Genomic DNA, 24,286 nt, shown 5'->3' with positions numbered 1-24,286 from the left:
CCGGTATCGCCGGGCGTTTTTTCATTTCGCCTGCGCGAGCAGACGGTCGAGCTGGTTGGCGAACTTCTGTCGATCGGCCTGCCCGAAGGCCGTCGGCCCACCGGTGTCGACACCGGTAGTGCGCAGCGTGTCCATGAAGTTGCGCAGGTCGAGCAGTTCGCGGATGTTGTCCTTGCCGTAGCGCTCGCCGCGCGGGCTCAGCGCCAGCGCACCCTTTTCCACCACCTGCGCCGCCAGCGGAATATCGGCGGTGACCACCAGATCTCCCGGCGTGACGCGCTCGGCGATCCAGTCGTCCGCCACATCGAAGCCGCCCGGCACCTGCACCGCGCGGATGTTCGGCGCAGCCGGCACGCGCATCATCTGGTTGGCCACCAGCGTCAGATCCCGCCCGGTGCGCCGGGCGGCGCGGAACAGGATGTCCTTGACGACGACCGGACAGGCGTCGGCATCGACCCAGATGTGCATCAGACACCCTCGCCGTGGCTGGCGACGCAGTCGCGACAGATGCAGGCGCGCCCACGCACGGCCTCCGGCAGCGAATCGACGAGCTCGGCGGGAATGCGCGCCTGGAGACACCAGCACGGGGTGTCGAAATTGCCGCTGCGCGCCGGCGCACAATCGTTGGGGCGGCCGCACAGCGGGCATTCGGGCGCGGGAATGGGAATCGCGTTCGTCATCCGCGCAGGATAACCGTTCAATCCCAGGTGAGCGTGCCACCGGTCTGATATTCCGTGACGCGCGTCTCGAAGAAGTTCTTCTCCTTCTTCAGGTCGATCATCTCGCTCATCCAGGGGAAGGGGTTTTCCGCGCCGGGATACAACTCGTCGACGCCGATCTGGCGGCAGCGGCGGTTTGCGACGAAGCGCAGGTATTCCTTGAACATCGGCGCATTGAGCCCCAACACGCCGCGCGGCATGGTGTCCTCGGCGTAGCGGTATTCGAGCTTCACGCCGTGGTCGATGAGCGCGCGGATTTCCTCGCGGAACGCGGGCGTCCACAGATGCGGGTTCTCCTGCTTGATGGTGTTGATCAGGTCGACGCCGAAATTGCAGTGCAGCGACTCGTCGCGCAGGATGTACTGGTACTGCTCGGCCGCGCCCGTCATCTTGTTCTGGCGACCCAGCGCCAGGATCTGCACGAAGCCGACGTAGAAGAAGATCCCTTCCATGATGCAGGCGAACACGATCAGCGAGCGCAGCAACTGCTGGTCGGCCTCCGGCGTTCCGGTACGAAAGTCCGGATCGGTCAGGGTGTCGATGAACGGAATCAGGAAGTCGTCCTTGTCGCGAATGCTGCTGACTTCCTGATAGGCGTTGAAGATCTCGCCCTCGTCCAGACCCAGCGACTCGACGATGTACTGGTAGGCGTGGGTGTGGATGGCCTCCTCGAAGGCCTGGCGCAACAGGTACTGGCGACACTCGGGCGCGGTGATATGGCGGTAGGTGCCGAGCACGATGTTGTTGGCCGCCAGCGAATCGGCGGTGACGAAGAAGCCGAGGTTGCGCTTGACGATCAGGCGCTCGTCCTCGCTCAGGGCGTTGGGGTCCTTCCACTGCGCGATGTCGCGCTGCATGGAGACTTCCTGCGGCATCCAGTGGTTGGCGCAGCCGGCCAGATACTTCTCCCACGCCCAGTGATACTTGAACGGTACGAGCTGGTTGACGTCGGTGGCGCCGTTGATGGCGCGCTTGTCGGCGGCGCGCACGCGACCGGCAGGTGTTCCAGCCTGCGTTGGCGGCGCAGGAATGGGCGTGTGTGGCGTTGCGGGGGTAGCGGTGATGTCGTCTTCAAAGTCGAGCATGTGGATTCCTTGTGATTGGGCTTCGTAGGTCGCGATGAGCGCAGCGAATTGCGACAACGGCGTATCCACCGCTGCGTGTCGCATTTCGCCTGTGGCTCAACGCGACCTACATTTCCTCGACCTACTGGCAGAGCCGTAGGGCGGATTAGCGAAGCGTAATCCGCCGCATGTCTGACCAATACGGCGCAATGCCCTTCGGTTCGCGCCCTACCGCGGTGCTCTCGCGGCTTAAGCCGCTCCCGCGAAACCGGGCTAGGCCTCATCCCTTACTGGCAGGCCTCGCAATCGGGATCGTCGATGGCGCAGAACTTGGGCTCGCCGGCCTGGGCGGTGGCCACCGCGGCAACGGTGGCGGCAACGGCGTTGAGCTCGCCGCCGGCGCCGGTGGATTTCTCGGCCGAGCTCGCGCCCAGCGAGCGCAGGTAGTAGGTGGTCTTGAGCCCGCGCGTCCACGCCAGCATGTAGGTGTCGTGCAGCTTCTTGCCCGAGGCTGCGGCGACGTAGATGTTCAACGACTGCGACTGGTCGATCCACTTCTGACGTCGCGCGCCGGCCTCGACCAGCCACGCGGGGTCGATCTCGAAGGCGGTCGCGTACAGGCGCTTGAGGTCGTCGGGCACGCGATCGATCTTGCCCAACGCGCCGTCGTAGTACTTGAGATCCGAGATCATCACCTCGTCCCACAGATCACGACGCTTGAGCTCGGCCACGAGATCCCCGTTCACCACGGTGAATTCGCCGGAGAGGTTGGATTTGACGTACAGGTTGCGGTACTCGGGCTCGATGCTGGCGGAGACGCCGACGATGTTGGCAATGGTCGCGGTGGGCGCGATCGCCAGGCAGTTGGAGTTGCGCATGCCGTGCTGCGCGATGCGCGCGCGCAGCCCATCCCAGTCCAGCGTGCTGGAACGATCCACCTCGACCGGCACGCCACGCTCACGCTCGAGCACATCGATGGAATCGAGCGGCAGCACGCCACGATCCCACAGGCTGCCGGCGAAGGTCGAGTAGCGCCCGCGTTCCTCGGCGAGCGCGTTGGACGCGCTGTAGGCGTGATACGCGACGGCCTCCATCGAGCGGTCGGCGAACTCCACTGCTTCTTCCGAGGCGTAGGCGATTCCCAGCTTGTGCAGGCAATCCTGGAAGCCCATCACGCCCAGACCCACCGGGCGGTGGCGCAGGTTGGAGTTGCGCGCCTTGCCGACCGCGTAGAAGTTGATGTCGACGACGTTGTCGAGCATGCGCATCGCCGTCTTCACGGTGCGCGCGAGCTTGTCGTGGTCGAGTGCGCCGTCCCAGAGGTGATTCACGAGGTTCACCGAGCCGAGGTTGCACACGGCGATTTCGGTGTCGGACGTGTTGAGCGTGATCTCGGTGCACAGGTTGGAGCTATGCACCACGCCGACGTGCTGCTGCGGCGAGCGCAGGTTGCACGGATCCTTGAAGGTGATCCACGGGTGACCGGTCTCGAACAGCATGGTGAGCATGCGGCGCCACAGCGAAACGGCCGAGACACGCTTGAACAGCGGGATCTCACCGGCGTCCGCGCGGGCTTCATACGCCACATAGGCCGTCTCGAACTTCTCACCGTACAGATCGTGCAGGTCCGGCACGTCGGCCGGCGAGAACAGGGTCCACGGGCCATCGTCGCGCACGCGCTTGATGAACAGGTCAGGCACCCAATGCGCGGTGTTCATGTCGTGCGTTCGGCGGCGGTCGTCGCCGGTGTTCTTGCGCAGGTCGAGGAATTCCTCGATGTCCAGATGCCAGGTTTCCAGATAGCCACACACCGCGCCCTTGCGCTTGCCGCCCTGGTTCACCGCCACCGCAGTGTCGTTGACCACCTTGAGGAAGGGGATCACGCCCTGGCTCTTGCCGTTGGTGCCACGGATGCGACTGCCGAGCGCGCGCACCGGCGTCCAGTCGTTGCCGAGCCCCCCGGCGAACTTCTGCAGCATCGCGTTTTCCTTGATGGCCTGGAAAATGCCGTCAAGGTCATCGGACACGGTGGTCAGATAGCACGACGACAGTTGCGAATGCAGCGTGCCGCTATTGAACAGCGTCGGCGTGGAACTCATGAAGTCGAAGCGCGAGAGCACTTCGTAGAACTCGAGGGCGCGCGCCTCACGGTCGATCTCGTCGATCGCCAGACCCATCGCCACGCGCATGAAGAAGCACTGCGGCAGCTCGATGCGGCGCTCGTCGATGTGCAGGAAGTAACGGTCGTACAGCGTCTGCAGGCCGAGGTAGCCGAACTGCAGGTCGCGCGAGGCGTCCAGCGTCGCGCCCAGGCACGCCAGATCGAACTGCGCCAGCCGCGGGTCGAGCAACTGCGCGTCGATGCCTCGCCGCACGAAGCTCGCCAGGGCGTCGGGATAGCGCGCACCCATGTCGCCCTGCGCCACTTCCTCGCCCAGCACCTCGAGGCGGATCTGATGTGCGAGCAGGCGCGCGGTGACCTGGTTGTAGGCCGGTTCGCGCTCGATCAGGCCGCGCGCGGCCATCACCAGCGCCTTATGCACTTCGGCGAGCCCGATACCGTCGTACAGGTCGCGCATCGCGGCATCGACCACTGTCGCGCTGCATACATCGGGCAGCCCGGCGCACGCGGCCTCGACGATGGCCTCGAGGCGTGTGCGCTCGAGCGGCTCGCGCCGTCCGGCGATCTCCACGTGCAGTTCGGGCGCCGCGCGCGGTGCCTGCATTGCGCGCTCGGCCGCGCGCTTCTCGCGGTAGAGCACGTAGGTGCGCGCCACATCGTGCTCGCCACCGCGCATCAGCGCCAGTTCCACCTGGTCCTGGATATCCTCGATATGAATGGTGCCGCCCTCGGGCTTGCGGCGCACCAGCGCGGCGACCACGGTCTCCACGAGCCGGCCGACCTGGTCACGAATGCGGGCCGAGGCCGTGCCGTGGCTGCCTTCGACGGCGAGGAAGGCCTTGCTCATTGCCACCGCGATCTTTCCGGGGTCGAACTCGACCACGGCACCGTTGCGACGGATGACCTTGAACGGGGGCAGGGAGAGATCTAGCTGAGGGCGGTCCATGGGAGCTCCTTGTATGACGTGCGGGGAGCTCCGGACGAAGCTTGGCCTGCCGGCCGCATGGCGCGGCTAGCAACGTTGCTCGTCGAACGGACAGGGGAGATGGTATGGACCATGACCTCGCCGGGGGCACCCCGCCCCGATTGCGTTGAAGGAATGTCGCGACACGGCAGGTCTCCTGACTCCCGGGTCATCGTCTGGCGCCGGCCTTCCCGGGATGCACGCAAGGTGCAGGGCCCAGTGGCATGGGTTGGCGTCAGACTCGCCGGATACAGTTGCGGGGGCAGTTCCGGATTCGAACCGGATTCCCTTTTCATGCCCGGCCGTGAAGCCGGGCAACCGTGATGCTGGTCCGGATTGTGGATTCTGGAGCGGAGGAGGTCAAGCGTCTTTACAACTACAGGTAGTGGGTCGGTTGATTCAACCTACTACATGCTGCGCCCGAAACTGCCGTCGCTGCGGATGCGGCCGATGCGCATGACTTCCGGCACACGGCGCACCGCACGCATCACGGAGGCCAGGTGCATGCGGTCGCGCGCCTGGATGGTGAGGTTGAGCGAGATGTACACGCCCTGCTCGTTGTCCATGGTGACGTTCTGGATGTTGCAGTCGGCTTCCGAGATCGCGCTGGCGACACGCGCGAGCACGCCGCGGCCTTCGCGCGTGATCACCTTGAGCGTGACGTCGAAGGTGCGCCCGTGTGCCGCTTCCCACTCGACATCGACCCAGCGCCCACGGTCGCCGCGAATCTTGGCCACCGACGTGCAGTCGTGGCGGTGCACTTCCAGGCCGCGGCCCTTGCGGATCACGCCGATGATGGGGTCACCCGGAATCGGCTGGCAGCACGAGCCGAACTGCACGGCGATGCCTTCGGCACCGCTGATGTGGATGGGCGAGATGGACTTGGGCTTGATGACGTCCGGTCGGCCCGACTCCTGATCCTGCGCCTGCACCAGACGCCGCGCGACGATGACCGGCAGACGCTTGCCCAGGCCGATCTCGGAGAACACGTCCTTCTTGCTCTTGACGCCGCGATCCTTGAGAAAGCGATCCCACGCGAATGTGCTGATCTGGCCCAGCGTCAGGCCGTGCGGGCGCAGCGACTGGTTGAGCAGACGCTCGCCCAGCGCGACCGATTCCTCGTTCTGCGCATTCTTGAGGAAGTGACGGATCTGCGCGCGTGCCTTGCCGGTGCGTACATACGACAGCCATGCCGGATTGGGGTTGGCGTGCGCAGCGGTGATGATCTCGACCTGGTCGCCGTTGTGCAGCTCGGTGCGCAGCGGCATCAGATCGGTGTTGATGCGGCAGGCCACGCAGCGGTTGCCGATGTCGGTGTGCACGGCGTAGGCGAAATCCACCGGCGTGGAGCCGCGCGGCATCGACAGGATCTTGCCCTGCGGCGTGAACACGTAGACCTCGCCCGGGAACAGGTCGATCTTGACGTGCTCGAGGAACTCGGTGGCCTCGGCCGAGGTGTGCTGCAGTTCCAGCAGCGACTGCAACCAGTTGTGGGTGCGCTGCTCGAGCTCGGTGAGCGTCTTCTCGTCGTCCTTGTAGAGCCAGTGGCTGGCCACGCCGGCATCGGCGATGTGGTGCATCTCGGCGGTACGCACCTGGATCTCGATGGGCGTGCCGAAGGGGCCGATCAGCGTGGTGTGCAGCGACTGATAGCCATTGGCCTTGGGAATCGCGATGTAGTCCTTGAACTTGCCCGGCACCGGCTTGTAGAGCGAGTGCAGCGCGCCGATGGCGACGTAGCAGGTGGGCACGTCCGGCACGATGACGCGAAAGCCGTAGATGTCGAGCACCTGCGAGAACGACAGGTTCTTCTCGACCATCTTGCGGTAGATCGAGAACAGATGCTTCTCACGACCGAAGATGTCGGCCGCGATGCCCCACTGCGGCAGCCGCTCCTCGAGCGCCTTGAGCACCTTGCCGACGACCTCGCGGCGGTTGCCGCGCGCGGCCTTGACGGCACGGCTGAGCACCTGGAAACGCAGCGGGTACTTGTGCTCGAAGGACAGCTCCTGCAACTCACGGTAGAGCGTATTGAGCCCCAGGCGGTTGGCAATCGGCGCATAGATGTCGAGCGTCTCGGTGGCGATGCGGCGACGCTTCTCGGGGCGCACGTGATCGAGCGTACGCATGTTGTGCAGACGGTCGGCGAGCTTGATCAGGATCACCCGCAGATCGTTGGCCATGGCCAGCAGCATCTTGCGGAAGTTCTCGGCCTGCGCCTCCTTGCGCGAACGGAACTCGACCTTGTCGAGCTTGGACAGGCCGTCGACCAGCTCGGCCGAGACCTTGCCGAAGCGCTCGGCGATCTCCTGCTTGGAGATGTGGGTGTCCTCCATTACATCGTGGAGGAGTGCGGCGATCAGCGCCTGCGAGTCGAGTCGCCAGTCGGAGATGATGTCGGCGACTGCGACCGGGTGCGAGATGTAGGGGTCACCGCTGCTGCGGAACTGCCCCTGGTGGGCATCGGCCGAGAAATGGTAGGCGGCTTCGATGAGCCCGATGTCCTCGGGCTTGAGATAGGTCTCGAGTTTGGTCTTGAGCCGCCCGAAGTCGAGCGACAACACGCTCGACGGAGGCGGGCTGAAGGGCTCGTTCGGGGAGGCGGGCACATCGGCGGCGATGTCCATCATGCACTCCTCCCCAACAGCTTCATTGCGCGCGAACGTCCTCCTCGGCCAAGGGCCGCAGCGGGGTTCAAAGCGGATCGAAAATCACGATCCTCGCCCAAGAAGGCCTCCTTCAGGTCATGCCTGGCCGCGGTTGAGCACCTCGAGTCCGACCTTGCCTTCGGCGATCTCGCGCAGCGCGATCACGGTGGCTTTTTCCTTGCCGTACTTGTCCGCGTCGATCAGCGGCGTCGAGCCGACGGTGATCTGACGCGCGCGAAAGGTCGCGGCCAGCGTGAGCTGGAAACGGTTCGGAATCTTGTCCAGGCAGTCTTCGACGGTGATGCGGGCCATGTTCAATCCTGTTCGAGAAAATCGAAATACTCGGGGTGACGCTCGCGCTGGCGTGCGCATCGCATGCGCGAGGCGCGCACGATGGCGATCAGATCGGCGATCGCCTCTTCCAGTGCGTCATTGAGTATAACGTAGTCGAACTCGCCCACGTGGCGCATCTCGCCGCGCGCGCCCAGCAGGCGCCGGGCGATCACGTCCTCGCTGTCCGTACCGCGCGAACGCAGGCGCGCCTCGAGCGCGTCGAACGAAGGCGGCAGCACGAAAATGCCGACCGCGTCCGGAAACGCGCGGCGCACCTGTTGCGCGCCCTGCCAGTCGATCTCGAGCACGATGTCGCTGCCGGCGGCGATCTGTTCGCGAATCCAGCTCTTCGAGGTGCCGTAGTAATTGTCGTGCACCTCGGCCCATTCGAGGAATTCGCCGCGATCGCGCAGGCCGCGAAAGCTCGCCACGTCGACGAAGTGATAGTGCACGCCCTCGACCTCGCCTTCGCGCGGCGCGCGCGTGGTGTACGACACCGACAGGCGGACGTTCGCGTCGCGCTCGAGCAGGCCACCCACCAGAGTGGTCTTGCCCGCGCCCGACGGCGCGGTGACGATCAGCAATGAACCTGGCATCGGCTCTCTCCGTTCATTCGATGTTCTGTACCTGCTCGCGCATCTGTTCGATGAGCAGCTTCATCTCCATCGCCGCGGCGCTGACGTCGCCCGCGGCGGACTTGGAGGCGAGCGTGTTGGCCTCGCGGTTGAGTTCCTGCATCAGGAAATCCAGACGCTTGCCGGCCGGCCCCTTCGCGTCGAGGATGCGTTCGACCTCGTCCAGATGGGCAGCGAGCCGGGACAGCTCCTCGTCGACGTCCACACGCTGGGCGAACACCGCCACTTCCTGGCGGATGCGCTCGTCGTCGAGCGTGTCGACGGCCTCGCGCAGCCGCGCCGTGACGCGCGCACGATAGTCGGCGACGACCTCGGGAATGCGCGGCGCAACCCGCGCGACCAGTGCGCGCATCCCGTCGATGCGCTCGCGGATCGCTGCGGCGAGCTTGCCGCCCTCGCGCTCGCGCGAGGCGACGAAGTCGTCGAGTGCCGCTTCGGTCAGCTCGCCGACCAGCGGGCGCAGCGTGTCGATGTCGATGCGCTGCTCGCCGAGCATGCCGGGCCAGCGCAGGACTTCCGCGACCGACAGGCCGCCCGCCTCGGGCAGTTCCGCCCGCACCGCCGCCTCGGCCTCGCGCAACTGCCCGAGCAGCGCGTGGTTGAGCGCCAGTTGCGGCGTGCCGGCGGCGGCGTCCACCTGCAGGTTGAGGCGACACTCGAGCTTGCCGCGCGCGAGCCGCGCGCCGAGGATTTCACGCAACTGCGGCTCGAACTGGCGCAGATCGTCGGCGACACGGAACACCAGGTCGAGATAGCGCGAGTTGACGCTGCGCAATTCGAGATGGACGACGGCCCGCCCGATCTCGCGCTGCTGCACCGCGTAACCCGTCATGCTGTAAATCATCGGTCATTGCTCCGGAAAGTTCGTTCAATCCATTACACTCGTCGCCAGACTCGCGTTGCCGTGCATGCTGCCCGTGGCGCTCCGAAGAATCCATGCCGCATCGAGCGGCCGACAGACCATGGCGATCCAGGCGAACAGTGCCCTGCCGGCGGGCTTCGAGCTCGACAACTACCGCATCCAGCGACAGCTCTCGCACGGCGGGTTTTCGATCGTATACCTCGCGCACGGCCCGGACGAGACGCCGGTCGTCATCAAGGAATACCTTCCGAACTCGCTCGCGCTGCGCAAGGAAGGCGAACTGTCGCCGCAGATTGCGGCCGAGAACCAGGCCGCGTTCCGCTACGGAATGAAGTGCTTCTTCGAGGAGGGGCGCTCCCTCGCCAAGCTGATGCACCCGAACGTCGTACGGGTGCTGAACTTCTTCCGCACCAACGGCACGGTGTACATGGTGATGGAGTTCGAGAAGGGCCACACGCTCAACGAGTATATCCAGAAACATCGCGGCAAGGTCCCGGAACGCTTCATCCGCGCGGTGTTCAGCCGCACGCTCAACGGCCTGCGCGAAGTGCATTCGCACAAGCTGCTGCATCTGGACATCAAGCCGTCGAACATCTACCTGCGCACCAACGGCACCCCGGTGCTGCTCGACTTCGGCGCGGCGCGCCAGACGCTGGCCGCCGAACAACCCATGCTCAAGCCGATGTACACCCCCGGCTTCGCCTCGCCCGAGCAATACACCGACCGCGACAAGCTCGGGCCGTGGAGCGACCTGTACAGCGTCGGCGCCAGCCTGTACGCGTGCATCCAGGGCTACGCGCCGCCGCGCGCGGACGACCGCATGGACCAGGACAAGCTGGTTCCGCTGAGCGAACTGCGTCCCGAAGGCTATACGCCGGAGCTGCTCGAAACCATCGACTGGTGCCTCAAACTCGACCCGCTGGAGCGCCCGCAGAGCGCGTATTCGCTGCAGAAGGCGCTGATGCGCCGCCGGCCGGGCGAGGAACTGCCCCCGGGCCTGTTCGCCGACGCCGGCAGCCGGCTCAAGTCCTTCATCGATCGCGGCTGAGGTTGCACGCGGTGAGGTTCACGATCTTCCAGGACAGCCGCATCGGGCGACGCAAGTCCAATCAGGATCGCATCGCGTATTCGTATTCGCGCGAGGCGCTGCTGATGCTCGTCGCCGACGGCATGGGCGGCCACCAGCACGGCGAGATCGCCGCCGGCATCGCCGCGCGCTCGCTCGTCGAATCCTTCCAGCGCGAGGCACGCCCCACCCTGGACGATCCGCTGCGTTTCCTGCGCAACGGGCTGCATGCCGCGCACAACGCGATCCTCGACTTCGCCTTCGACCGCTATCTGCCGGACGCGCCACGCACCACCATCGTCGCCTGCGTGGTGCAGCACGGCTGCGCGTGGTGGGCCCACGCCGGCGACTCGCGGTTGTACGTGTTGCGCGACGCCGGCATCGTCGCCGGCACGCGCGACCATTCGCGCGTGCAGATGCTGCTCGACCAGGGCCTGCTCGACGCGGAAAGTGCCGAGAACCACCCGGAACGCAACCGCATCTATAGCTGTCTGGGCGGCGACACCATGCCGCAGATCGATTACTCGCGCCGCTTCGCGCTGCGCCCCGGCGATCTGATCCTGCTGTGTTCGGATGGTATCTGGGGGCCGCTGGGCGATGCCGGCATGCTCGCGGGGCTGGCCCACGGCGACGTGCTCGAAACCGCGCCGGCGCTGATGGAGCGTGCCGAGAAGCTCGGCGGGACGTATTGCGACAACCTGTCCATGGTTGCGATGCGATGGCAGGACAGCGACACTCCCGCTGCCGATTCGGTGTCCACCGACGAACTCGCGCGCGACCGCTTCACCACCCGCATGGAAGGCTTCGGCGCTCACGCCACGGCAGAGGGCGAATTCAGCGACGAGGACATCGAACGCGCGATCGACGAGATCAACGAAGCGATCCGCAAACTCAGCAATCAGGGACCCAAATGAGACACGACAATCGACGCCCGGACGCGCTGCGTCCGGTGCGCATCACCCGCCATTTCACGCGCCATGCCGAAGGCTCGGTGCTCGTCGAGTTCGGCGAGACCCGCGTGCTGTGCACCGCCAGCGTGGAAGAGAACGTACCGTCCTTCCTGCGCGGCAAGGGCCAGGGCTGGCTCACCGCGGAGTACGGCATGCTGCCGCGCTCAACGCATACGCGCAGCGCACGCGAGGCGGCACGCGGCAAGCAGAGCGGACGCACGCAGGAGATCCAGCGCCTGATCGGGCGCAGCTTGCGCGCGGTGGTCGACCTGGCCGCACTGGGCGAGCGTCAGATCATCATCGACTGCGACGTCCTGCAGGCCGACGGCGGCACGCGCACGGCCGCCATCACGGGCGCCTGCGTCGCGGTATGCGACGCCATTCGCGGGCTGGTCGCAGCGGGCACCATCGCGCACGACCCGATGCGCGACATGGTCGCCGCGGTGTCGGTGGGCATCGTCGGCGGCGAGCCGGTGCTCGATCTGGACTACGTCGAGGACTCGTCCTGCGAGACCGACATGAACATCGTCATGACCGGCACGGGCGGCATCATCGAGGTGCAGGGCACGGCCGAAGGCGCACCCTTTTCGCGCGCCGAACTCGATCGTCTGCTGGGGCTCGCCGAGCAGGGCATCGCGCGTCTGGTCGAACTGCAGAACGCCGCCCTGGCCGAGGATTGAGCACCATGTTCGAACGTCTGGTACTGGCCAGCAACAACGCCAAGAAAGTCGGCGAACTGGCCGCGCTGCTCGCACCGCTGGGCATCGAGGTGATCGCCCAGGGGGCGTTGGGCATTCCCGAAGCCGAGGAGCCGCACGCGACCTTCGTCGAGAACGCGCTGGCCAAGGCCCGGCACGCTTCGGCCCATGCAGGCCTGCCCGCCATCGCCGACGACTCCGGCCTGTGCGTGGCCGCGCTGGGCGGCGCGCCGGGAGTGCTTTCCGCGCGCTACGCCGGCGAGCCGAAGTCCGATGCGCGCAACAACGCGCTGCTGATCGAGCGTCTCAAGGGTGTCGAAGATCGCAGTGCGCACTTCTATTCGGCACTGGTGCTCGTGCGCCACGCCGACGATCCGCAACCGCTGATCGCCGACGGCGAATGGCACGGCGTCATCCTCGACGCGCCGCGCGGCGAGGGTGGCTTCGGCTACGACCCGCTGTTCTGGCTGCCCGAACTCGAACAGAGTGCGGCCGAACTCGAGGCCCAGCTGAAGAACGCGCTCAGCCACCGCGGCGCGGCCATGCGTCACCTGCTCGCGCGCCTGGAGCAGTACCGACCGTGAGCCACCCCGTGCATCGCCTCGCGGTGCAGCCGCCCCCAGCGCCCACGACCCTCGTGGGGCCCGCACCGGCCGAGCCTCCACCGCTGTCGATCTACGCCCACTACCCGTGGTGCGTGCGCAAGTGCCCGTACTGCGACTTCAATTCCCATGCCCTGCGTGGAGGCAGCGACGCGGCCGATATGGAACGCCGCTACATCGACGCGCTGATCGCCGACGTGGCCGCGAGCGCCCCGCTCGTGGCCGGGCGCTCGGTGGACACGGTGTTCTTCGGCGGCGGCACGCCCAGCCTGATGTCACCGGCCAGCCTCGGGCGCGTGATCGACGCCATCGCCCGCCACACCGCGCTCGCGCCGGACGCCGAGATCACGCTCGAGGCCAACCCCGGCACCTTCGAGGCGGCGCGTTTTCGCGGCTTTCGCGAGGCCGGCGCCAACCGCCTGTCGGTCGGCATCCAGAGTTTCGACGATGCGCATCTGACCGCGCTCGGTCGCATCCATGACAGCGCTGAAGCGCGCCGCGCGATCGGAATCGCGCAGGATCACTTCGAACGCGTGAATCTCGACCTGATGTATGCGCTGCCCAATCAAAGTCTGGATGCGGCACTCAGTGATGTCGACGTGGCGCTGGCCTTCGGCCCCGAGCACCTGTCGGGCTATCACCTGACACTGGAGCCGAACACGCCCTTCCATCACAGCCCGCCGCCGGTGCCCGACGACGACACCGCCGCCGACATGCAGGAAGCCATCGAGGCGCGGCTACGTGAGGCCGGTTACGACAACTACGAGACCTCGGCCTTCGCGCGGGCCGGTGCGCGCTCCCGCCACAACCTCAACTACTGGAGCTTCGGCGACTATCTGGGCGTGGGCGCCGGCGCTCACGGCAAGCTGAGCACCGCCGACGGCATCGTGCGTGAGATGCGCCACAAGCACCCCCAGCGTTACCTGGACGCGGCCCGGCGCGGCCAGTTCGTCCAGGAGCGCCGCAGCGTCACGGCGGATGAACTACCCTTCGAATTCATGATGAACGCGCTGCGTCTGGCCGACGGCGTGCCGGCTGCCTGGTTCGAGGCGCGCACGGGCTTGCCGCTGGCCACCATCACGGCGGAACTGGCCAAGGCGCGCGCGGCCGGCCTGCTCGACACGGACGACGCCGTGCTGCGCCCGACACCACGCGGGCGACGCTTTCTGAACGAATTGCTGGAAATCTTCCTGTAGGTCGCGTCGAGCCGAAGACGAGTGCGACAACCCCGCCGGCACCTGCCGCAGCGTCGGCCCTCGCTGCGCTCGCACCGACCTTGTATGTTGAAGGTGACTGCCTGAGCAGTCGATGTAGCCGATCACCGGGGAGGCCGTACCGACCCTGAGGCAGCGCGATGCTGACCTCGTATGTAGAGCGGCCCCCCGCCTCATTGCCGACTTCGAGGAGTATCCGAAAGCCAGCGCTGAGCTGGACTTTGCATCACAAGGTCGAAGTGGCAAAAAGTACGAGGTCGGGGAAGCCGGTGTTCACAGGTACCAAATCTTGCGCTGGAGGGAAAGCCCATGTGTGTGGTGGGAATCGATATTGCCGCCAAGAGTTTCGATCTGGTCGTACGCCGCAACGGCACCAATGCCAAGGTGCGCCGCTTTGAGCAAACCCCTGCGGGCCACGCCCAGGCTGCGGCGCATCTGAAGAAGCTCGCGCCCGAGCGGGTGGTCATGGAGGCGACCGGAGTGTATTTCGTGGATTTGGCTGTGGCCCTGCACGCGGCCAGCCTGCCGGTGAGCGTGATCAACCCGCGCAGCTTCAAGCACTTTGCCCAGATCAAACTCAAAGGCAGCAAGACCGATGCGATCGACGCGGCCTTGCTGGCCGAATACGCCCAGCGCATGGCGCCCGCGCTGTGGGTGCCGCCGGCGCCCGATCGGCTGGCCTTGCGCGATCTGGGCCGTCAAATCAACCGCCTGATCCACGCCCGCACCCAGGCCAAGAACCGCCTGCATGCGCTCCAGGCACGTCGAGACGTCTCCGCGCTACTGATCGACGATGAGCGCGAAGGCATCGAACAACTCGATGCGCGCATCGAGCGGCTCAAAGGCGCTGCGCAGCAACGCATCGAACAGTGCGCGCAACTGTCGGTGATGGCCCAGCACCTGCGTTGTGCCAAAGGGCTCGGTGCGGCCAGCACGCTGGCGATCCTGGCTGAGTTGTGCGTGTTGCCCACGCAGATGAACAGCGCGCAGGTCAGCTGCTTTGCCGGACTGGACGTGCGCCTGAACCAGTCGGGTAGCAGCGTGCACAGGCCCGGGCGCCTGTCCAAGGCCGGGAACGCCTATCTGCGCGCAGCCCTGTTCATGCCGGCCATGGTCGCCGTGCAATCGGACCCCAACGCCAAGGCCTTCTACGAAGCCTTGCTCGCCCGCGGCAAAAAACGCATCCAGGCCTTGTGTGCGCTCATGCGAAAAATGCTCACCGGAATCTGGGCGTGCATCCGCAATGGAACCCCGTTCGATTCGAGCCGACTGTTCAGCTGCGCTCAGACTCTTTTAAAGGCTTGACCGTCAACGGAGTATCTACGGCCCCTCACAGAGGCAATGCACGTAGACATGGCGCGGATCATTCCACGTCAGCAAGGCTTGCGCTTCGCGTTCGAGTGACGCGAACAGGGTCGCGAACGCGCCCTCGGGCGCCGCCGTCACCGGTGTGTGCGTGCCGACGAATTCGGCCACCCGACGCAACACGCGGTCGCGCGGTGAAATCTGGTTCTCCGGCCACACCACCTGGTAGTCATCGAGGCCGGCGCGGCGCGCGGCGGCCTCGACCGCGCCGTGCAGGCCACCCAGTTGGTCGACCAGGCCGAGCTTGTGGGCGGCCTCGCCGGTATATACGCGGCCGCGCGCGACCAGATCGACTTCGGCCGGCGCCATCCCGCGCGCGTCACTGACGGTCTCGATGAAGCGGTCGTAGCCATGCTCGATCGCGCTCTGCATCGTCGCCCTGGCGCCGTCGGACAATGGCCGGCGCGGATCGGGCACGCCCGCGTAGGGGCCGGTGGCCACGCCGTCGACGGTGATGCCCAGATCCTCCAGTGGCGCGGACAGGTCCGGGAACAGCGCGAAGATGCCGATCGAGCCGGTCAGGGTCAGCGGGTGGGCGTGGATCTCGTCGGCGCCGGCGGCAATCCAGTAGCTGCCGGAGGCGGCCGTCGAGCTCATCGACGCAACCACCGGCTTGCCGGCGCGGCGCGTCAGTTCCAGCTCGCGCCGAATCTGCTCGGAGGCCCAGGCGCTGCCGCCGGGTGAGTCGATACGCAGCACCAGCGCGCGCACCGAGGCATCCTCGCGCACGTCGCGGATCAGCCGCGCGAAGGCGTCGCCGCCGACCGCACCGGGCGCGCCCGCACCGTCCACGATCGCGCCCTGCGCAACCAGCACCGCCACGCGACCGCCGCTTCGCGAGCGTTCGTCGCGCAGCGCGAGATAGCGATCCACGCCGATGCCGCGATAGCCTCGCTCACCTCCGTCGGCGCCGAACTGCGTGCGCATCTGCGCCGTCCATTCGTCACGCGTCGTCAAGCCGGAGACCAGCCCGGCATCGAAGGCCGCGCGCGCCATGTCACCGTCGGCCGCGCGAATCGCCTCACCGAAGCCCTGCACGTAGCCCTCGAGCGCAGCGCGCGCCATGCCGCGACTGGTCGCCATGTCTTCGAGCAGATGCGACCACAGGCCGGCGAGCAGGTCACGCGTATTCTCGCGATCCTCGCGCGACATGTCCTCACGCGTGAAGATCTCGGCCATGGCCTTGTACTCGCCCACGCGGAAGACGTGCAGCTTCACGCCCAGATGCGCGAGCGCGTTGCCGAGAAAGCTCTGGTAGCGCGCCAGGCCGCGCAGCAGCAGAAAACCGTCGGGCGACAGATGCACCTCGTCGGCGACGCTGGCCAGATAGTACTGACCTTCCGTAAAGCGTTCGCCGCGCGCGAACACCGGCTTGCCCGACTCGCGAAAGGCGTCGATCGCCTCGCGCAGTTCGGCCAGCTTGGCGATGCCGCCACCGGCCAGATCGTCGGTCTCGATCACCAGCCCGGTGATGCGCTCATCGTCACGCGCCGCGCGTACGGCCTCGAGCAACCTGTGCAGCGTGCTCTGGCCGTTGTGGCGGGCGCCGCCGCGCACCAGTTCCAGGGGGGATTCGAGCCGTTCCTGCTCGACCAACGCACCGGCCGGACGCAGCACCAGCGCGGCCTGCTCGGGCAGCTCCGGCGCGGGCGACCACAGCAGCACGACCAGCGCACCGATGATGACCAGCAATACGAGGTTGAGCACCGCGCGCCGCAGGAAGTCGAGCGCACGGAAGAGGAAGCGGAAGATTCCGCCGATGAACCGGAACAGCGCCTTGATCAAGCCGGAATCCTCCGTTGGGGCGGCCTCGCGCGGCTCAGGCGGTACTGGCGCGACGCCGGAAGAGCAGGTCCCACACGCCATGGCCGAGATTCAGGCCGCGGTTCTCGAATTTCGTCACCGGACGCCATTCCGGCCGCGGCGCGAAACCTTCGGCGGTGTTCTCCAGCAGCGGTTCGGTCGAGAGCACCTCGAGCATCCACTCGGCGTACTCACCCCAGTCGGTCGCGCAGTGCAGATAACCACCGGGCGCGAGTCTGGACGCGACAAGCGCGACGAACTCGCTCTGAATGATACGACGCTTGTGATGACGCTTCTTGTGCCACGGGTCCGGGAAATACACGTGCACGCCGGCCAGCGCACCGGGACGGATCATGTCCTGCAGCACCTCGATCGCATCGTGCTGCACGATGCGCAGATTGTCGAGGCCATCGTCGCGCGCGAGCTTGCACAGATTGCCCACACCCGGCCCGTGCACTTCGATGGCGACAAAGTCCGTCTGCGGCTGTCCGGCGGCAATGCGCGCGGTGGTCTCGCCCATGCCGAAGCCGACCTCGAGCACCCTGGGCGCATCGCGTCCGAACAGCGCGTCCAGATCCACCGGCTGCGGCCGGTAGGGCAGGCCGATGCGCGGCATCATCTCGTCGAGCGCGCGCTGCTGCCCCACCGTCATGCGGCCCTGGCGCAGCACGAAGCTGCGAATGCTGCGCCTGGAGAAGCGCTCTTCGGGGATGTCGTTCATCGTGGTTCTCATGCGACGACGGGCCCATGCGGGCCCGTCGTCTTCGTGTCGGGAGCGCGTCGTTCAGGAACCAATGAGACCGCTGGTCGGCGAACTCGGATCGGCCGAATACAGCTTGCGCGGCATGCGCCCGGCAAGATAGGCCATGCGCCCGGCGTCAATGGCCAGACGCATCGCCTGCGCCATCTGCACCGGCTTGTTGGCCAGCGCGATGGCGGTGTTCATCAGCACGCCGTCGCAGCCCAGCTCCATCGCGATGGCCGCGTCCGAGGCAGTGCCCACGCCAGCATCGACGATCACCGGCACCTTGCTCTGATCGATGATCAGGCGCAGGTTCCACGGATTGAGGATGCCCATGCCCGAGCCGATGAGGGACGCCAGCGGCATGATCGCCGCGCAGCCGATGTCTTCGAGCATGCGCGCCTGGATCGGGTCGTCCGAGCAATACACCATCACGTCGAAGCCGTCCTTGACCAGCACCTCGGCGGCCTTGAGCGTTTCCGGCATGTTCGGGAACAGCGTCTGCGGGTCGCCCAGCACCTCGAGCTTCGCCAGCGGATGGCCGTCGAGCAGTTCGCGCGCGAGACGCAGCGTGCGCACCGCGTCATCGGCGCTGTAGCAGCCGGCGGTATTGGGCAGGATCGTGAATTTCTCGGGCGGCAGCGCGTCGAGCAGATTGGGCTCGTCCGGATTCTGGCCGATGTTGGTGCGGCGGATCGCGACGGTGACGATTTCGGCGCCACTGGCATCGATCGCCTCGCGCGTTTCGGCGAAATCCTTGTACTTGCCGGTACCGACGAGCAGGCGCGAGCCATAGGACTTGCCGGCGATGACGAGAGAGTCGTTCATGATGAAAACCTTGGGAGGGAATGCGGGTGCGGGTCGCGCGCGTGCTTCAGCCGCCGCCGACGGCGACGACGATCTCGAGCCGGTCGCCGTCGGCGAGCGTGGTCTCGGCATGACGGCCCTTGGGCACGATCTCGCCGTTACGCTCGACCGCGACGCGCTTGCCCGCGAGCGCACGCTCCTCGAGCAGCGCGAGCACGGTGAGGCCGTCGCGCAGCGACTCGGGCTGACCATTGACGATGACTTGAGCCATGGATCTCATGCAGGTGCCTGAAGAAGCATTGATTCTAACATGCGGCCCGACACCGTTTCGACGTTCACGGGCGAGCCCGATTGCGCGCCCGACGGCCCACGACTAGAATGCGGCCTCGCACCGCCGCGGGTGTAGTTCAATGGTAGAACGGCAGCTTCCCAAGCTGCATACGAGGGTTCGATTCCCTTCACCCGCTCCACCCTGCACAAGGCCGGATCCCCCGGCCTTTGTCGTTTGCGCGCCGCCCGCGATCGTAACGAACTCGCCCGTGTGCAGGCGCACCGACACCACCACGATCGACCCCGCCGGGAACCAACGCGCTGCGCGACCATCATTGTCCTCTGTGCAGCACAGATTCCTGGCCACGCCGGACTCGCGCATCGCCCCGCGCTCGCCTCTTGTCGCCTTGCCATCCCAGCGGAGAACGTCGATGAAACTCCATGCCACATCAATGCTGATCGCGACCGTAGGTGTGCTACTCATCGGCGCCAGCGTCTGGGCACAGAACACAGACACCGACACGTCCTCTTCCGAGCCGCGCTACGGCCAGGAAGGCAAGGACGTGGTCTGGGTGCCGACCGCCGACAGCCTGGTCGCGCGCATGCTCGACATGGCCGAGGCGACGCCCGACGACGTACTCGTCGACCTCGGTTCCGGCGACGGCCGCACGGTGATCGCCGCGGCGCGGCGAGGCGTACCGGCCCGGGGCATCGAGTACAACCCGGAACTGGTCGAGGTGTCGCGACGCGCCGCCGAGAAGGCCGGGGTGACCGATCTGGCACGCTTCGAGGAAGGCGACATCTTCGAGTCCGACTTCTCCGAAGCGACGGTCGTGACGCTGTTCCTGCTGCCCGCGCTGAACCTGCGCCTGCGGCCCATCCTGCTCGACATGAAGCCGGGCACGCGGGTGGTGTCGAACTCCTTCGACATGGGCGAATGGCAGCCCGACGACCAGGTGGAGGCGGAACAGAGCGCATGCCAGACCTGGTGCCGTGCGTACAAATGGGTCGTACCGGCCAAGGTCGACGGCCGCTGGCGCATGGACGGTGGCGAACTCGTGCTGCGCCAGACCTTCCAGATGCTCGAGGGCACGCTGCGCAGCGAAGGCCGCGCCGTCGAACTGAGCGAGGCCCGCATGCACGGGGCGCGAATTCGCTTCAGCGCGGATGGCCGGGACTATGTCGGGAAGGTGTCGGGCGACACCATGCGCGGCACCATCGACGGCGATACGCCGTGGAGCGCTACGCGCTGACGGGTCGACGCGCGATGCGGGCGGCGAACAGCAGGCCGAGTATCGCCAGCACCAGCGCCGGCAGCGCGAAGGCCGGCGCATAGCCGTACTGATCGATGATCCACGCATTGAGCGAGACCCCGCCGGCCTGGCCGAGGAACAGGCAGGACGCGAACAGCGCCACGGCCGTGCCGCGGTGCTCCGGCACCATCTGGGTGGCGTTGAGCTGGAAGGTGTTGTGCAGCATGTAGAAGCCGATGCCGGCCAGCCACGCCGCCGGCATCGCCAGCGCCCAGTGCGGCGCGAAGGCCAGCAGCGCGAACGCCGCGCCCAGCGACAGCCCGCCCGCAATGGCAAGCCCGCGCTCGCCCAGTCGCGAGACGAAGCGGCGCGCGAACAACGCATACGACAGCCCGCCGATGCCGAACAGCGCCATCAGCGCCCCGGCCTGCGTCAGCGACAACCCGAAACGCGCGTGCAGGTAGGTCGGCACGAAGGCCAGCCCGCCGAACACCGCCGCGCCCTCGATGCACACGCCGAAGAGGATGAATCGCGCCCAGGGCACGCGGAAGACAGCTGCGTAGCGCTGCAGGAAACCGGAATCGCGGTGCGCGGTGGAGGCGGCCGCGTCGATGTCGGGGCTGCGCCACACCTCGGTGACCAGCAGCGTGCCGACCGCCGCGAAGGTCACCACCATGAACCAGAACGCACCGCGCCAGCCGGTCAGATCGGCGAACAGCCCGCCCAGCGCCTGGCCGGCGATGACGCCGAAGATCTGCCCGATCAGGAAATACGCCAGCACCGGCTGGCGACGCTCGTAGGGCACGTTGTCGGCAATCCACGCCATCGCCAGCGGGATCGCCGCCGCGCAGGCCATGCCGTTGAGCGTACGGAACACCAGCAGCCACGAGAAATCCGTCGCCAGCGCCGAGCCGAGCGCGCCGACACTGCCCGCCAGCACCGCCCAGGCGATCACGCGGTACTTGCCGAAGCGGTCGCCCAACGGGCCGTAGAGCAACTGAAACAACCCGTAGGCAAGCGCGAAGAAGGACACGGCATGCGCGGCCTGCCCCGCGCTCACGGCGAACTCGAGCGCCAGCTGCGGCAGCAGCGGATCGGCGATGCGCGCGGCCCCGGCGCTGCCGAACGCGGCCAGCGACAGCAGCGCGATGCGGCGGATCAGGTCACGCTCGGGGGCGGCAGCGGAGGGCGGAACGGCTGCGGACACGGGCGGGCGGCTAGCGGCGCATCACGGCGCCAGCCGCTGGTAGGCGCCGCCCCAGAAGATCAGCGGCGCGTGCGTGTCGTCGCGGTCGAAGCGCACCACTTCCGAGATGAACACGATGTGGTCGCCTCCGGCGTGGCGCACGACGTTTCGACACTCGAAGCGCGCGCAGCATCCGCGCAGCAGCGGCACGCCGTACATCCCCTCGTCGACGTCGAGACCCGCAAACTTGTCGTCAGAGCGCGATGCGAACAGGTTGGAGAGGTTGTCCTGGTCGGCGGCGAGCACGTTCACCGAGTAGTATTCGCAGGATTCGAAGATCGGCACGCACGGCAGATTGGCCGCCAGACTCCAGACGATGAGCGGCGGGTCGAGCGAGACCGAGTTGAAGGAGTTGACGGTCAGGCCGATCGGCTCGCCGTCGGGTGCGCGCGTTGCGACCACCGTGATGCCGGTGGCGAACGTGCCGAGCGCGTCGCGGAACTCACGCGTGAACGCTTCGTGGGAAATCGGGGTTTGGGACATGTATGAAGCCGGAAGACTGACCAGGAGGTTTCGCAGACCGGCGTGTGCAGCGAAAGGTTCAGCGATTATCCCAGCGTTGTGCGCTGCGGTCGACCGCTTCCACAAATGAGTCTGCACGCAGACTTCGCCGAATGCCTGCTGGCCTGGCATGCCGACCACGGCCGTCACGACCTGCCGTGGCAGGCCACACGCGACCCCTACCGCGTGTGGCTCTCCGAAATCATGCTGCAGCAGACGCGTGTAGAGACCGTGATTCCCTATTTCGCGCGTTTTCTCGAACGCTTTCCGGACATCGCCACGCTGGCCGCCGCAGCGCGGGCCGAGGTGCTCGCGCTGTGGAGCGGTCTGGGCTATTACGCCCGCGCACGCAACCTGCACCGCGCCGCCCAGCTCATCGTCGAGACGCACGACGGGCGTTTCCCGCAGCGCGCCATCGACATCGCCGAACTGCCCGGCATCGGCCGCTCCACGGCCGCGGCGATCGCCGCCTTCTGCTTCGCCGAGCGCGTCCCCATCCTCGACGGCAACGTCAAGCGCGTACTGTGCCGCGCCTTCGGCGTCGAAGGCTTTCCGGGCGACGCCGCGGTAGAGCGCCGGCTGTGGGCGCTGGCGGAAGATCTGCTGCCGGAGACGCACGTGGGCGACTACATCCAGGCGCAGATGGATCTGGGCGCGACGGTGTGCACGCGCGGCCGCCCCGACTGTTCGCGCTGTCCGCTGGCCGGCGACTGCGTCGCGCTGGCGACCGGGCGGGTCGCACAACTGCCGCAACCGCGCCCGAAGAAGGCGATCCCGCAGCGCCACACACGCGTCGCAGTTATCGAACACGCGGGGCACGTGCTGATGCAGCGCCGCCCGCCCTCCGGCATCTGGGGCGGCCTGCTGGCGCTGCCCGAACTGCCCGACGAAGCCGGCGCGGATGACTGGCTCCAGCAGCACTTCGGGATCACGGCCGGGCGCCGCGCGGCGCTGGCGACGGTGCGACACGTGTTCACGCATTTCCGCCTCGACATCGAGCCGCTGCACGTCGTCGTCGACGGCGCGCCGCTGAAGACCGGTGAACCGGAAATGGAATGGTTGGCGCTCGACGCGCTCGACGCGGCCGGCCTGCCGGCACCGGTGCGGCGCATCCTCGACGCGCTGAGCGCGCCGGATCGAATCAATCCGCCTTGAGCCCCTGCTGCGCGAGATAGCTGCGGATGATCTGCAGACGATCGATGGGCAGTTCCAGCTCCAGCAGTGCCTGGCGCGCACGCAGCGGGATCGGCAGCACGCCGGCCAGGCGCATGCCCACCCAGTCGGCGTCGTCGAAGCGCTGCGGCGGCGGGAAGAGGTGTTCGCCCAGATCCTTCATGATGGCCTGCAGCACCGCGATCAGCATGGTGCAGTCCTCGGGCACCGGCAGTTGCGGCGCCTCGGCGAGCCACTCGACCTCGCCCGAGAGCAGACCGTTGGCGCCGACCCCGGTGCGCTCGATGCGGAAACGCCGCTCGCCGACCACCTCCACATGCATGATGCCGGCCTCGTCGGCGTCGCAGCGCACGATGCGCGCACTGGTACCGGTACGGTGCGGGGCAGCCGGCTGGCCGACCTCCCTGCCCTCGGCGATGAGGTTGACGCCGAACACCGAATCCTCGCGCAGGCAGCGCGTCACCATGTCGATGTAGCGCGCCTCGAACACCCTCAGCGGCAGCAGCCCGCCAGGGAACAGCACAGTCTGCAACGGGAACAGGGGCAGATGCGTCATGCGCCTCCCCCATCGCCCCAGCGACGCATCAGCGTATGGGGAACGTGAATCTGGTCGAGCACGCGCGCGACGACGAAATCGACCATGTCGCCCACGCTCTGCGGATGGGTGTAGAAGCCCGGGCTGGGCGGCAGGATCACCACGCCCAGACGCGCGAGCTTGAGCATGTTCTCCAGATGGATCGCCGAGAACGGCGTCTCGCGCGGCACCAGCACCAGGCGACGGCCTTCCTTGATGGCGACGTCGGCGGCGCGCTCGATCAGGTTCTGCGACAGACCGGCGGCGATCGACGCGAGCGTTCCCATCGTGCACGGACACACCACCATCGCGTCAGGCGGATTCGAGCCCGAGGCCAGCGGCGCGAACCATTCCTCGCGGCCGAACACGCGCAGTTGCCCGGGTGCGGCACCGAAACGCTCGGACAGCGCCGCCTCGACTTCGGCCGGGCGAGAGGGCAGTTCCAGATCCATTTCCTGCCGCGCGACGATCTGCGCGACCTGCGAATAGAGCAGCCACACCGTCGTGCCTGCCGCGAGCAGGGACTCGACCAGGCGCAGCCCGTAGGGCATGCCGGAGGCACCGGTGAAGGCGACGGCGACGATGGCGGGCGGGGGGCCGGCGGACATGATCGGCTCCGGGCGGGGGTTGCGGGACGAATCCCACTCTATCACGCCGACCCGCCGTGACCGCGCC

General features: G+C 67.0%; 24 protein-coding genes, 1 tRNA gene and 1 riboswitch. Of the genes, 9 read left to right on the top strand and 16 right to left on the bottom strand.

The genetic code is table 11. The features are described from left to right. Nucleotides 1-21: 21 nt before the first annotated feature. The 8 genes from C0099_RS01045 to C0099_RS01010 form a co-directional block, all read right to left on the bottom strand. The gene (locus tag C0099_RS01045) at nt 22-468 is read right to left on the bottom strand and encodes a YaiI/YqxD family protein (protein ID WP_102245717.1); all 447 of its coding nucleotides are present in this window, start codon (nt 466-468) and stop codon (nt 22-24) included. Beyond that, nucleotides 468-680: a cysteine-rich CWC family protein gene (locus C0099_RS01040; RefSeq protein ID WP_102245716.1), complete on the bottom strand. Its 213-nt coding sequence runs from the start codon at nt 678-680 to the stop codon at nt 468-470. Before C0099_RS01040 ends, C0099_RS01045 begins: the two co-directional genes overlap by 1 nt. 17 nt (nt 681-697) lie before the next feature. Continuing rightward, entirely contained in the window at nt 698-1,804 is a 1,107-nt protein-coding gene (locus C0099_RS01035; RefSeq protein ID WP_102245715.1) for a ribonucleotide-diphosphate reductase subunit beta, read from the bottom strand. A gap of 266 nt (nt 1,805-2,070) precedes the next feature. Then, nucleotides 2,071-4,851, bottom strand: a complete 2,781-nt coding sequence (locus tag C0099_RS01030) for a ribonucleoside-diphosphate reductase subunit alpha (RefSeq protein WP_102245714.1) — start codon at nt 4,849-4,851, stop codon at nt 2,071-2,073. A 148-nt stretch (nt 4,852-4,999) separates the two neighbouring features. Beyond that, nucleotides 5,000-5,207: riboswitch (cobalamin riboswitch) on the bottom strand. Nucleotides 5,208-5,276: 69 nt separating this feature from the next. After that, nucleotides 5,277-7,496 carry a RelA/SpoT family protein gene (locus tag C0099_RS01025; protein ID WP_102245713.1) on the bottom strand — a complete coding sequence of 740 codons (2,220 nt, stop codon included), beginning with the start codon at nt 7,494-7,496 and terminating at the stop codon, nt 5,277-5,279. A gap of 117 nt (nt 7,497-7,613) precedes the next feature. After that, nucleotides 7,614-7,829, bottom strand: a complete 216-nt coding sequence (gene rpoZ / locus C0099_RS01020) for a DNA-directed RNA polymerase subunit omega (RefSeq protein WP_102245712.1) — start codon at nt 7,827-7,829, stop codon at nt 7,614-7,616. Nucleotides 7,830-7,831: 2 nt separating this feature from the next. Beyond that, nucleotides 7,832-8,446 (bottom strand): guanylate kinase, encoded by a 615-nt coding sequence (gene gmk, locus C0099_RS01015; protein ID WP_102245711.1) that lies wholly within the window; start codon nt 8,444-8,446, stop codon nt 7,832-7,834. 13 nt (nt 8,447-8,459) lie between these two features. After that, the gene (locus C0099_RS01010; protein WP_102245710.1) at nt 8,460-9,329 is read right to left on the bottom strand and encodes a YicC/YloC family endoribonuclease; all 870 of its coding nucleotides are present in this window, start codon (nt 9,327-9,329) and stop codon (nt 8,460-8,462) included. 118 nt (nt 9,330-9,447) lie between these two features. Here C0099_RS01010 and C0099_RS01005 point away from each other — a divergent pair, with 118 nt between their 5' ends. From C0099_RS01005 to C0099_RS00980, 6 genes are all read left to right on the top strand, one after another. Then, entirely contained in the window at nt 9,448-10,395 is a 948-nt protein-coding gene (locus C0099_RS01005; RefSeq protein ID WP_102245709.1) for a serine/threonine protein kinase, read from the top strand. An 11-nt stretch (nt 10,396-10,406) separates the two neighbouring features. After that, nucleotides 10,407-11,327: a PP2C family protein-serine/threonine phosphatase gene (locus C0099_RS01000; RefSeq protein WP_102248330.1), complete on the top strand. Its 921-nt coding sequence runs from the start codon at nt 10,407-10,409 to the stop codon at nt 11,325-11,327. Beyond that, nucleotides 11,324-12,043 (top strand): ribonuclease PH, encoded by a 720-nt coding sequence (gene rph, locus C0099_RS00995; RefSeq protein WP_102245708.1) that lies wholly within the window; start codon nt 11,324-11,326, stop codon nt 12,041-12,043. Before C0099_RS01000 ends, rph begins: the two co-directional genes overlap by 4 nt. Before the next feature lie 5 nt (nt 12,044-12,048). Then, nucleotides 12,049-12,645, top strand: a complete 597-nt coding sequence (gene rdgB / locus C0099_RS00990; RefSeq protein ID WP_102245707.1) for an RdgB/HAM1 family non-canonical purine NTP pyrophosphatase — start codon at nt 12,049-12,051, stop codon at nt 12,643-12,645. 23 nt (nt 12,646-12,668) lie between these two features. Further along, a complete protein-coding gene (gene hemW / locus C0099_RS00985; RefSeq protein ID WP_228151677.1) occupies nt 12,669-13,859 on the top strand; it encodes a radical SAM family heme chaperone HemW in 1,191 nt (396 codons plus the stop codon). Nucleotides 13,860-14,186: 327 nt separating this feature from the next. Beyond that, nucleotides 14,187-15,182, top strand: a complete 996-nt coding sequence (locus tag C0099_RS00980; RefSeq protein WP_102245705.1) for an IS110 family RNA-guided transposase — start codon at nt 14,187-14,189, stop codon at nt 15,180-15,182. A 15-nt stretch (nt 15,183-15,197) separates the two neighbouring features. On the opposite strand, the gene sppA is transcribed toward C0099_RS00980, so the two are convergent. The 4 genes from sppA to thiS all read right to left on the bottom strand — a co-directional run bounded on the left by sppA (nt 15,198) and on the right by thiS (nt 18,865). Beyond that, nucleotides 15,198-17,027, bottom strand: coding sequence for a signal peptide peptidase SppA (gene sppA, locus C0099_RS00975; protein ID WP_102245704.1), 1,830 nt, complete (start codon nt 17,025-17,027; stop codon nt 15,198-15,200). 34 nt (nt 17,028-17,061) lie between these two features. Next, nucleotides 17,062-17,766 (bottom strand): tRNA (guanosine(46)-N7)-methyltransferase TrmB, encoded by a 705-nt coding sequence (trmB, locus tag C0099_RS00970; RefSeq protein ID WP_228151621.1) that lies wholly within the window; start codon nt 17,764-17,766, stop codon nt 17,062-17,064. A gap of 63 nt (nt 17,767-17,829) precedes the next feature. Then, entirely contained in the window at nt 17,830-18,615 is a 786-nt protein-coding gene (locus C0099_RS00965; RefSeq protein WP_102245702.1) for a thiazole synthase, read from the bottom strand. Nucleotides 18,616-18,661: 46 nt separating this feature from the next. Next, a complete protein-coding gene (gene thiS / locus C0099_RS00960) occupies nt 18,662-18,865 on the bottom strand; it encodes a sulfur carrier protein ThiS (RefSeq protein ID WP_102245701.1) in 204 nt (67 codons plus the stop codon). Nucleotides 18,866-18,990: 125 nt separating this feature from the next. On the opposite strand from thiS, the gene C0099_RS00955 reads away from it, so the two are divergent. Together C0099_RS00955 and C0099_RS00950 are read left to right on the top strand one after the other, a co-directional pair. Further along, nucleotides 18,991-19,064, top strand: a tRNA-Gly gene (locus C0099_RS00955). A 231-nt stretch (nt 19,065-19,295) separates the two neighbouring features. Further along, a complete protein-coding gene (locus C0099_RS00950; protein ID WP_102245700.1) occupies nt 19,296-20,117 on the top strand; it encodes an SAM-dependent methyltransferase in 822 nt (273 codons plus the stop codon). Here C0099_RS00950 and C0099_RS00945 read toward each other — a convergent pair. Further along, nucleotides 20,107-21,324, bottom strand: a complete 1,218-nt coding sequence (locus C0099_RS00945) for an MFS transporter (protein ID WP_228151620.1) — start codon at nt 21,322-21,324, stop codon at nt 20,107-20,109. The genes C0099_RS00950 and C0099_RS00945 overlap by 11 nt on opposite strands. A gap of 21 nt (nt 21,325-21,345) precedes the next feature. Then, a complete protein-coding gene (locus tag C0099_RS00940; protein ID WP_102245699.1) occupies nt 21,346-21,846 on the bottom strand; it encodes a flavin reductase family protein in 501 nt (166 codons plus the stop codon). A gap of 105 nt (nt 21,847-21,951) precedes the next feature. On the opposite strand from C0099_RS00940, the gene mutY reads away from it, so the two are divergent. Continuing rightward, the gene (mutY, locus tag C0099_RS00935) at nt 21,952-23,019 is read left to right on the top strand and encodes an A/G-specific adenine glycosylase (protein ID WP_102245698.1); all 1,068 of its coding nucleotides are present in this window, start codon (nt 21,952-21,954) and stop codon (nt 23,017-23,019) included. Here mutY and C0099_RS00930 read toward each other — a convergent pair. Next, the gene (locus C0099_RS00930; RefSeq protein ID WP_102245697.1) at nt 23,006-23,593 is read right to left on the bottom strand and encodes an LON peptidase substrate-binding domain-containing protein; all 588 of its coding nucleotides are present in this window, start codon (nt 23,591-23,593) and stop codon (nt 23,006-23,008) included. The two genes, mutY and C0099_RS00930, sit on opposite strands and share 14 nt — an antisense overlap. Continuing rightward, on the bottom strand, nt 23,590-24,219 hold the full coding sequence (locus C0099_RS00925; RefSeq protein WP_102245696.1) for a flavin prenyltransferase UbiX: 630 nt from the start codon (nt 24,217-24,219) through the stop codon (nt 23,590-23,592). Before C0099_RS00925 ends, C0099_RS00930 begins: the two co-directional genes overlap by 4 nt. Between the last annotated feature and the right edge of the window lie 67 nt (nt 24,220-24,286).

This window comes from Pseudazoarcus pumilus (assembly GCF_002872475.1).
Lineage (GTDB): Bacteria > Pseudomonadota > Gammaproteobacteria > Burkholderiales > Rhodocyclaceae > Pseudazoarcus > Pseudazoarcus pumilus.
Note: the sequence above shows the minus strand (reverse complement) of the source record. Positions and strands in the feature narration are given on the sequence as shown.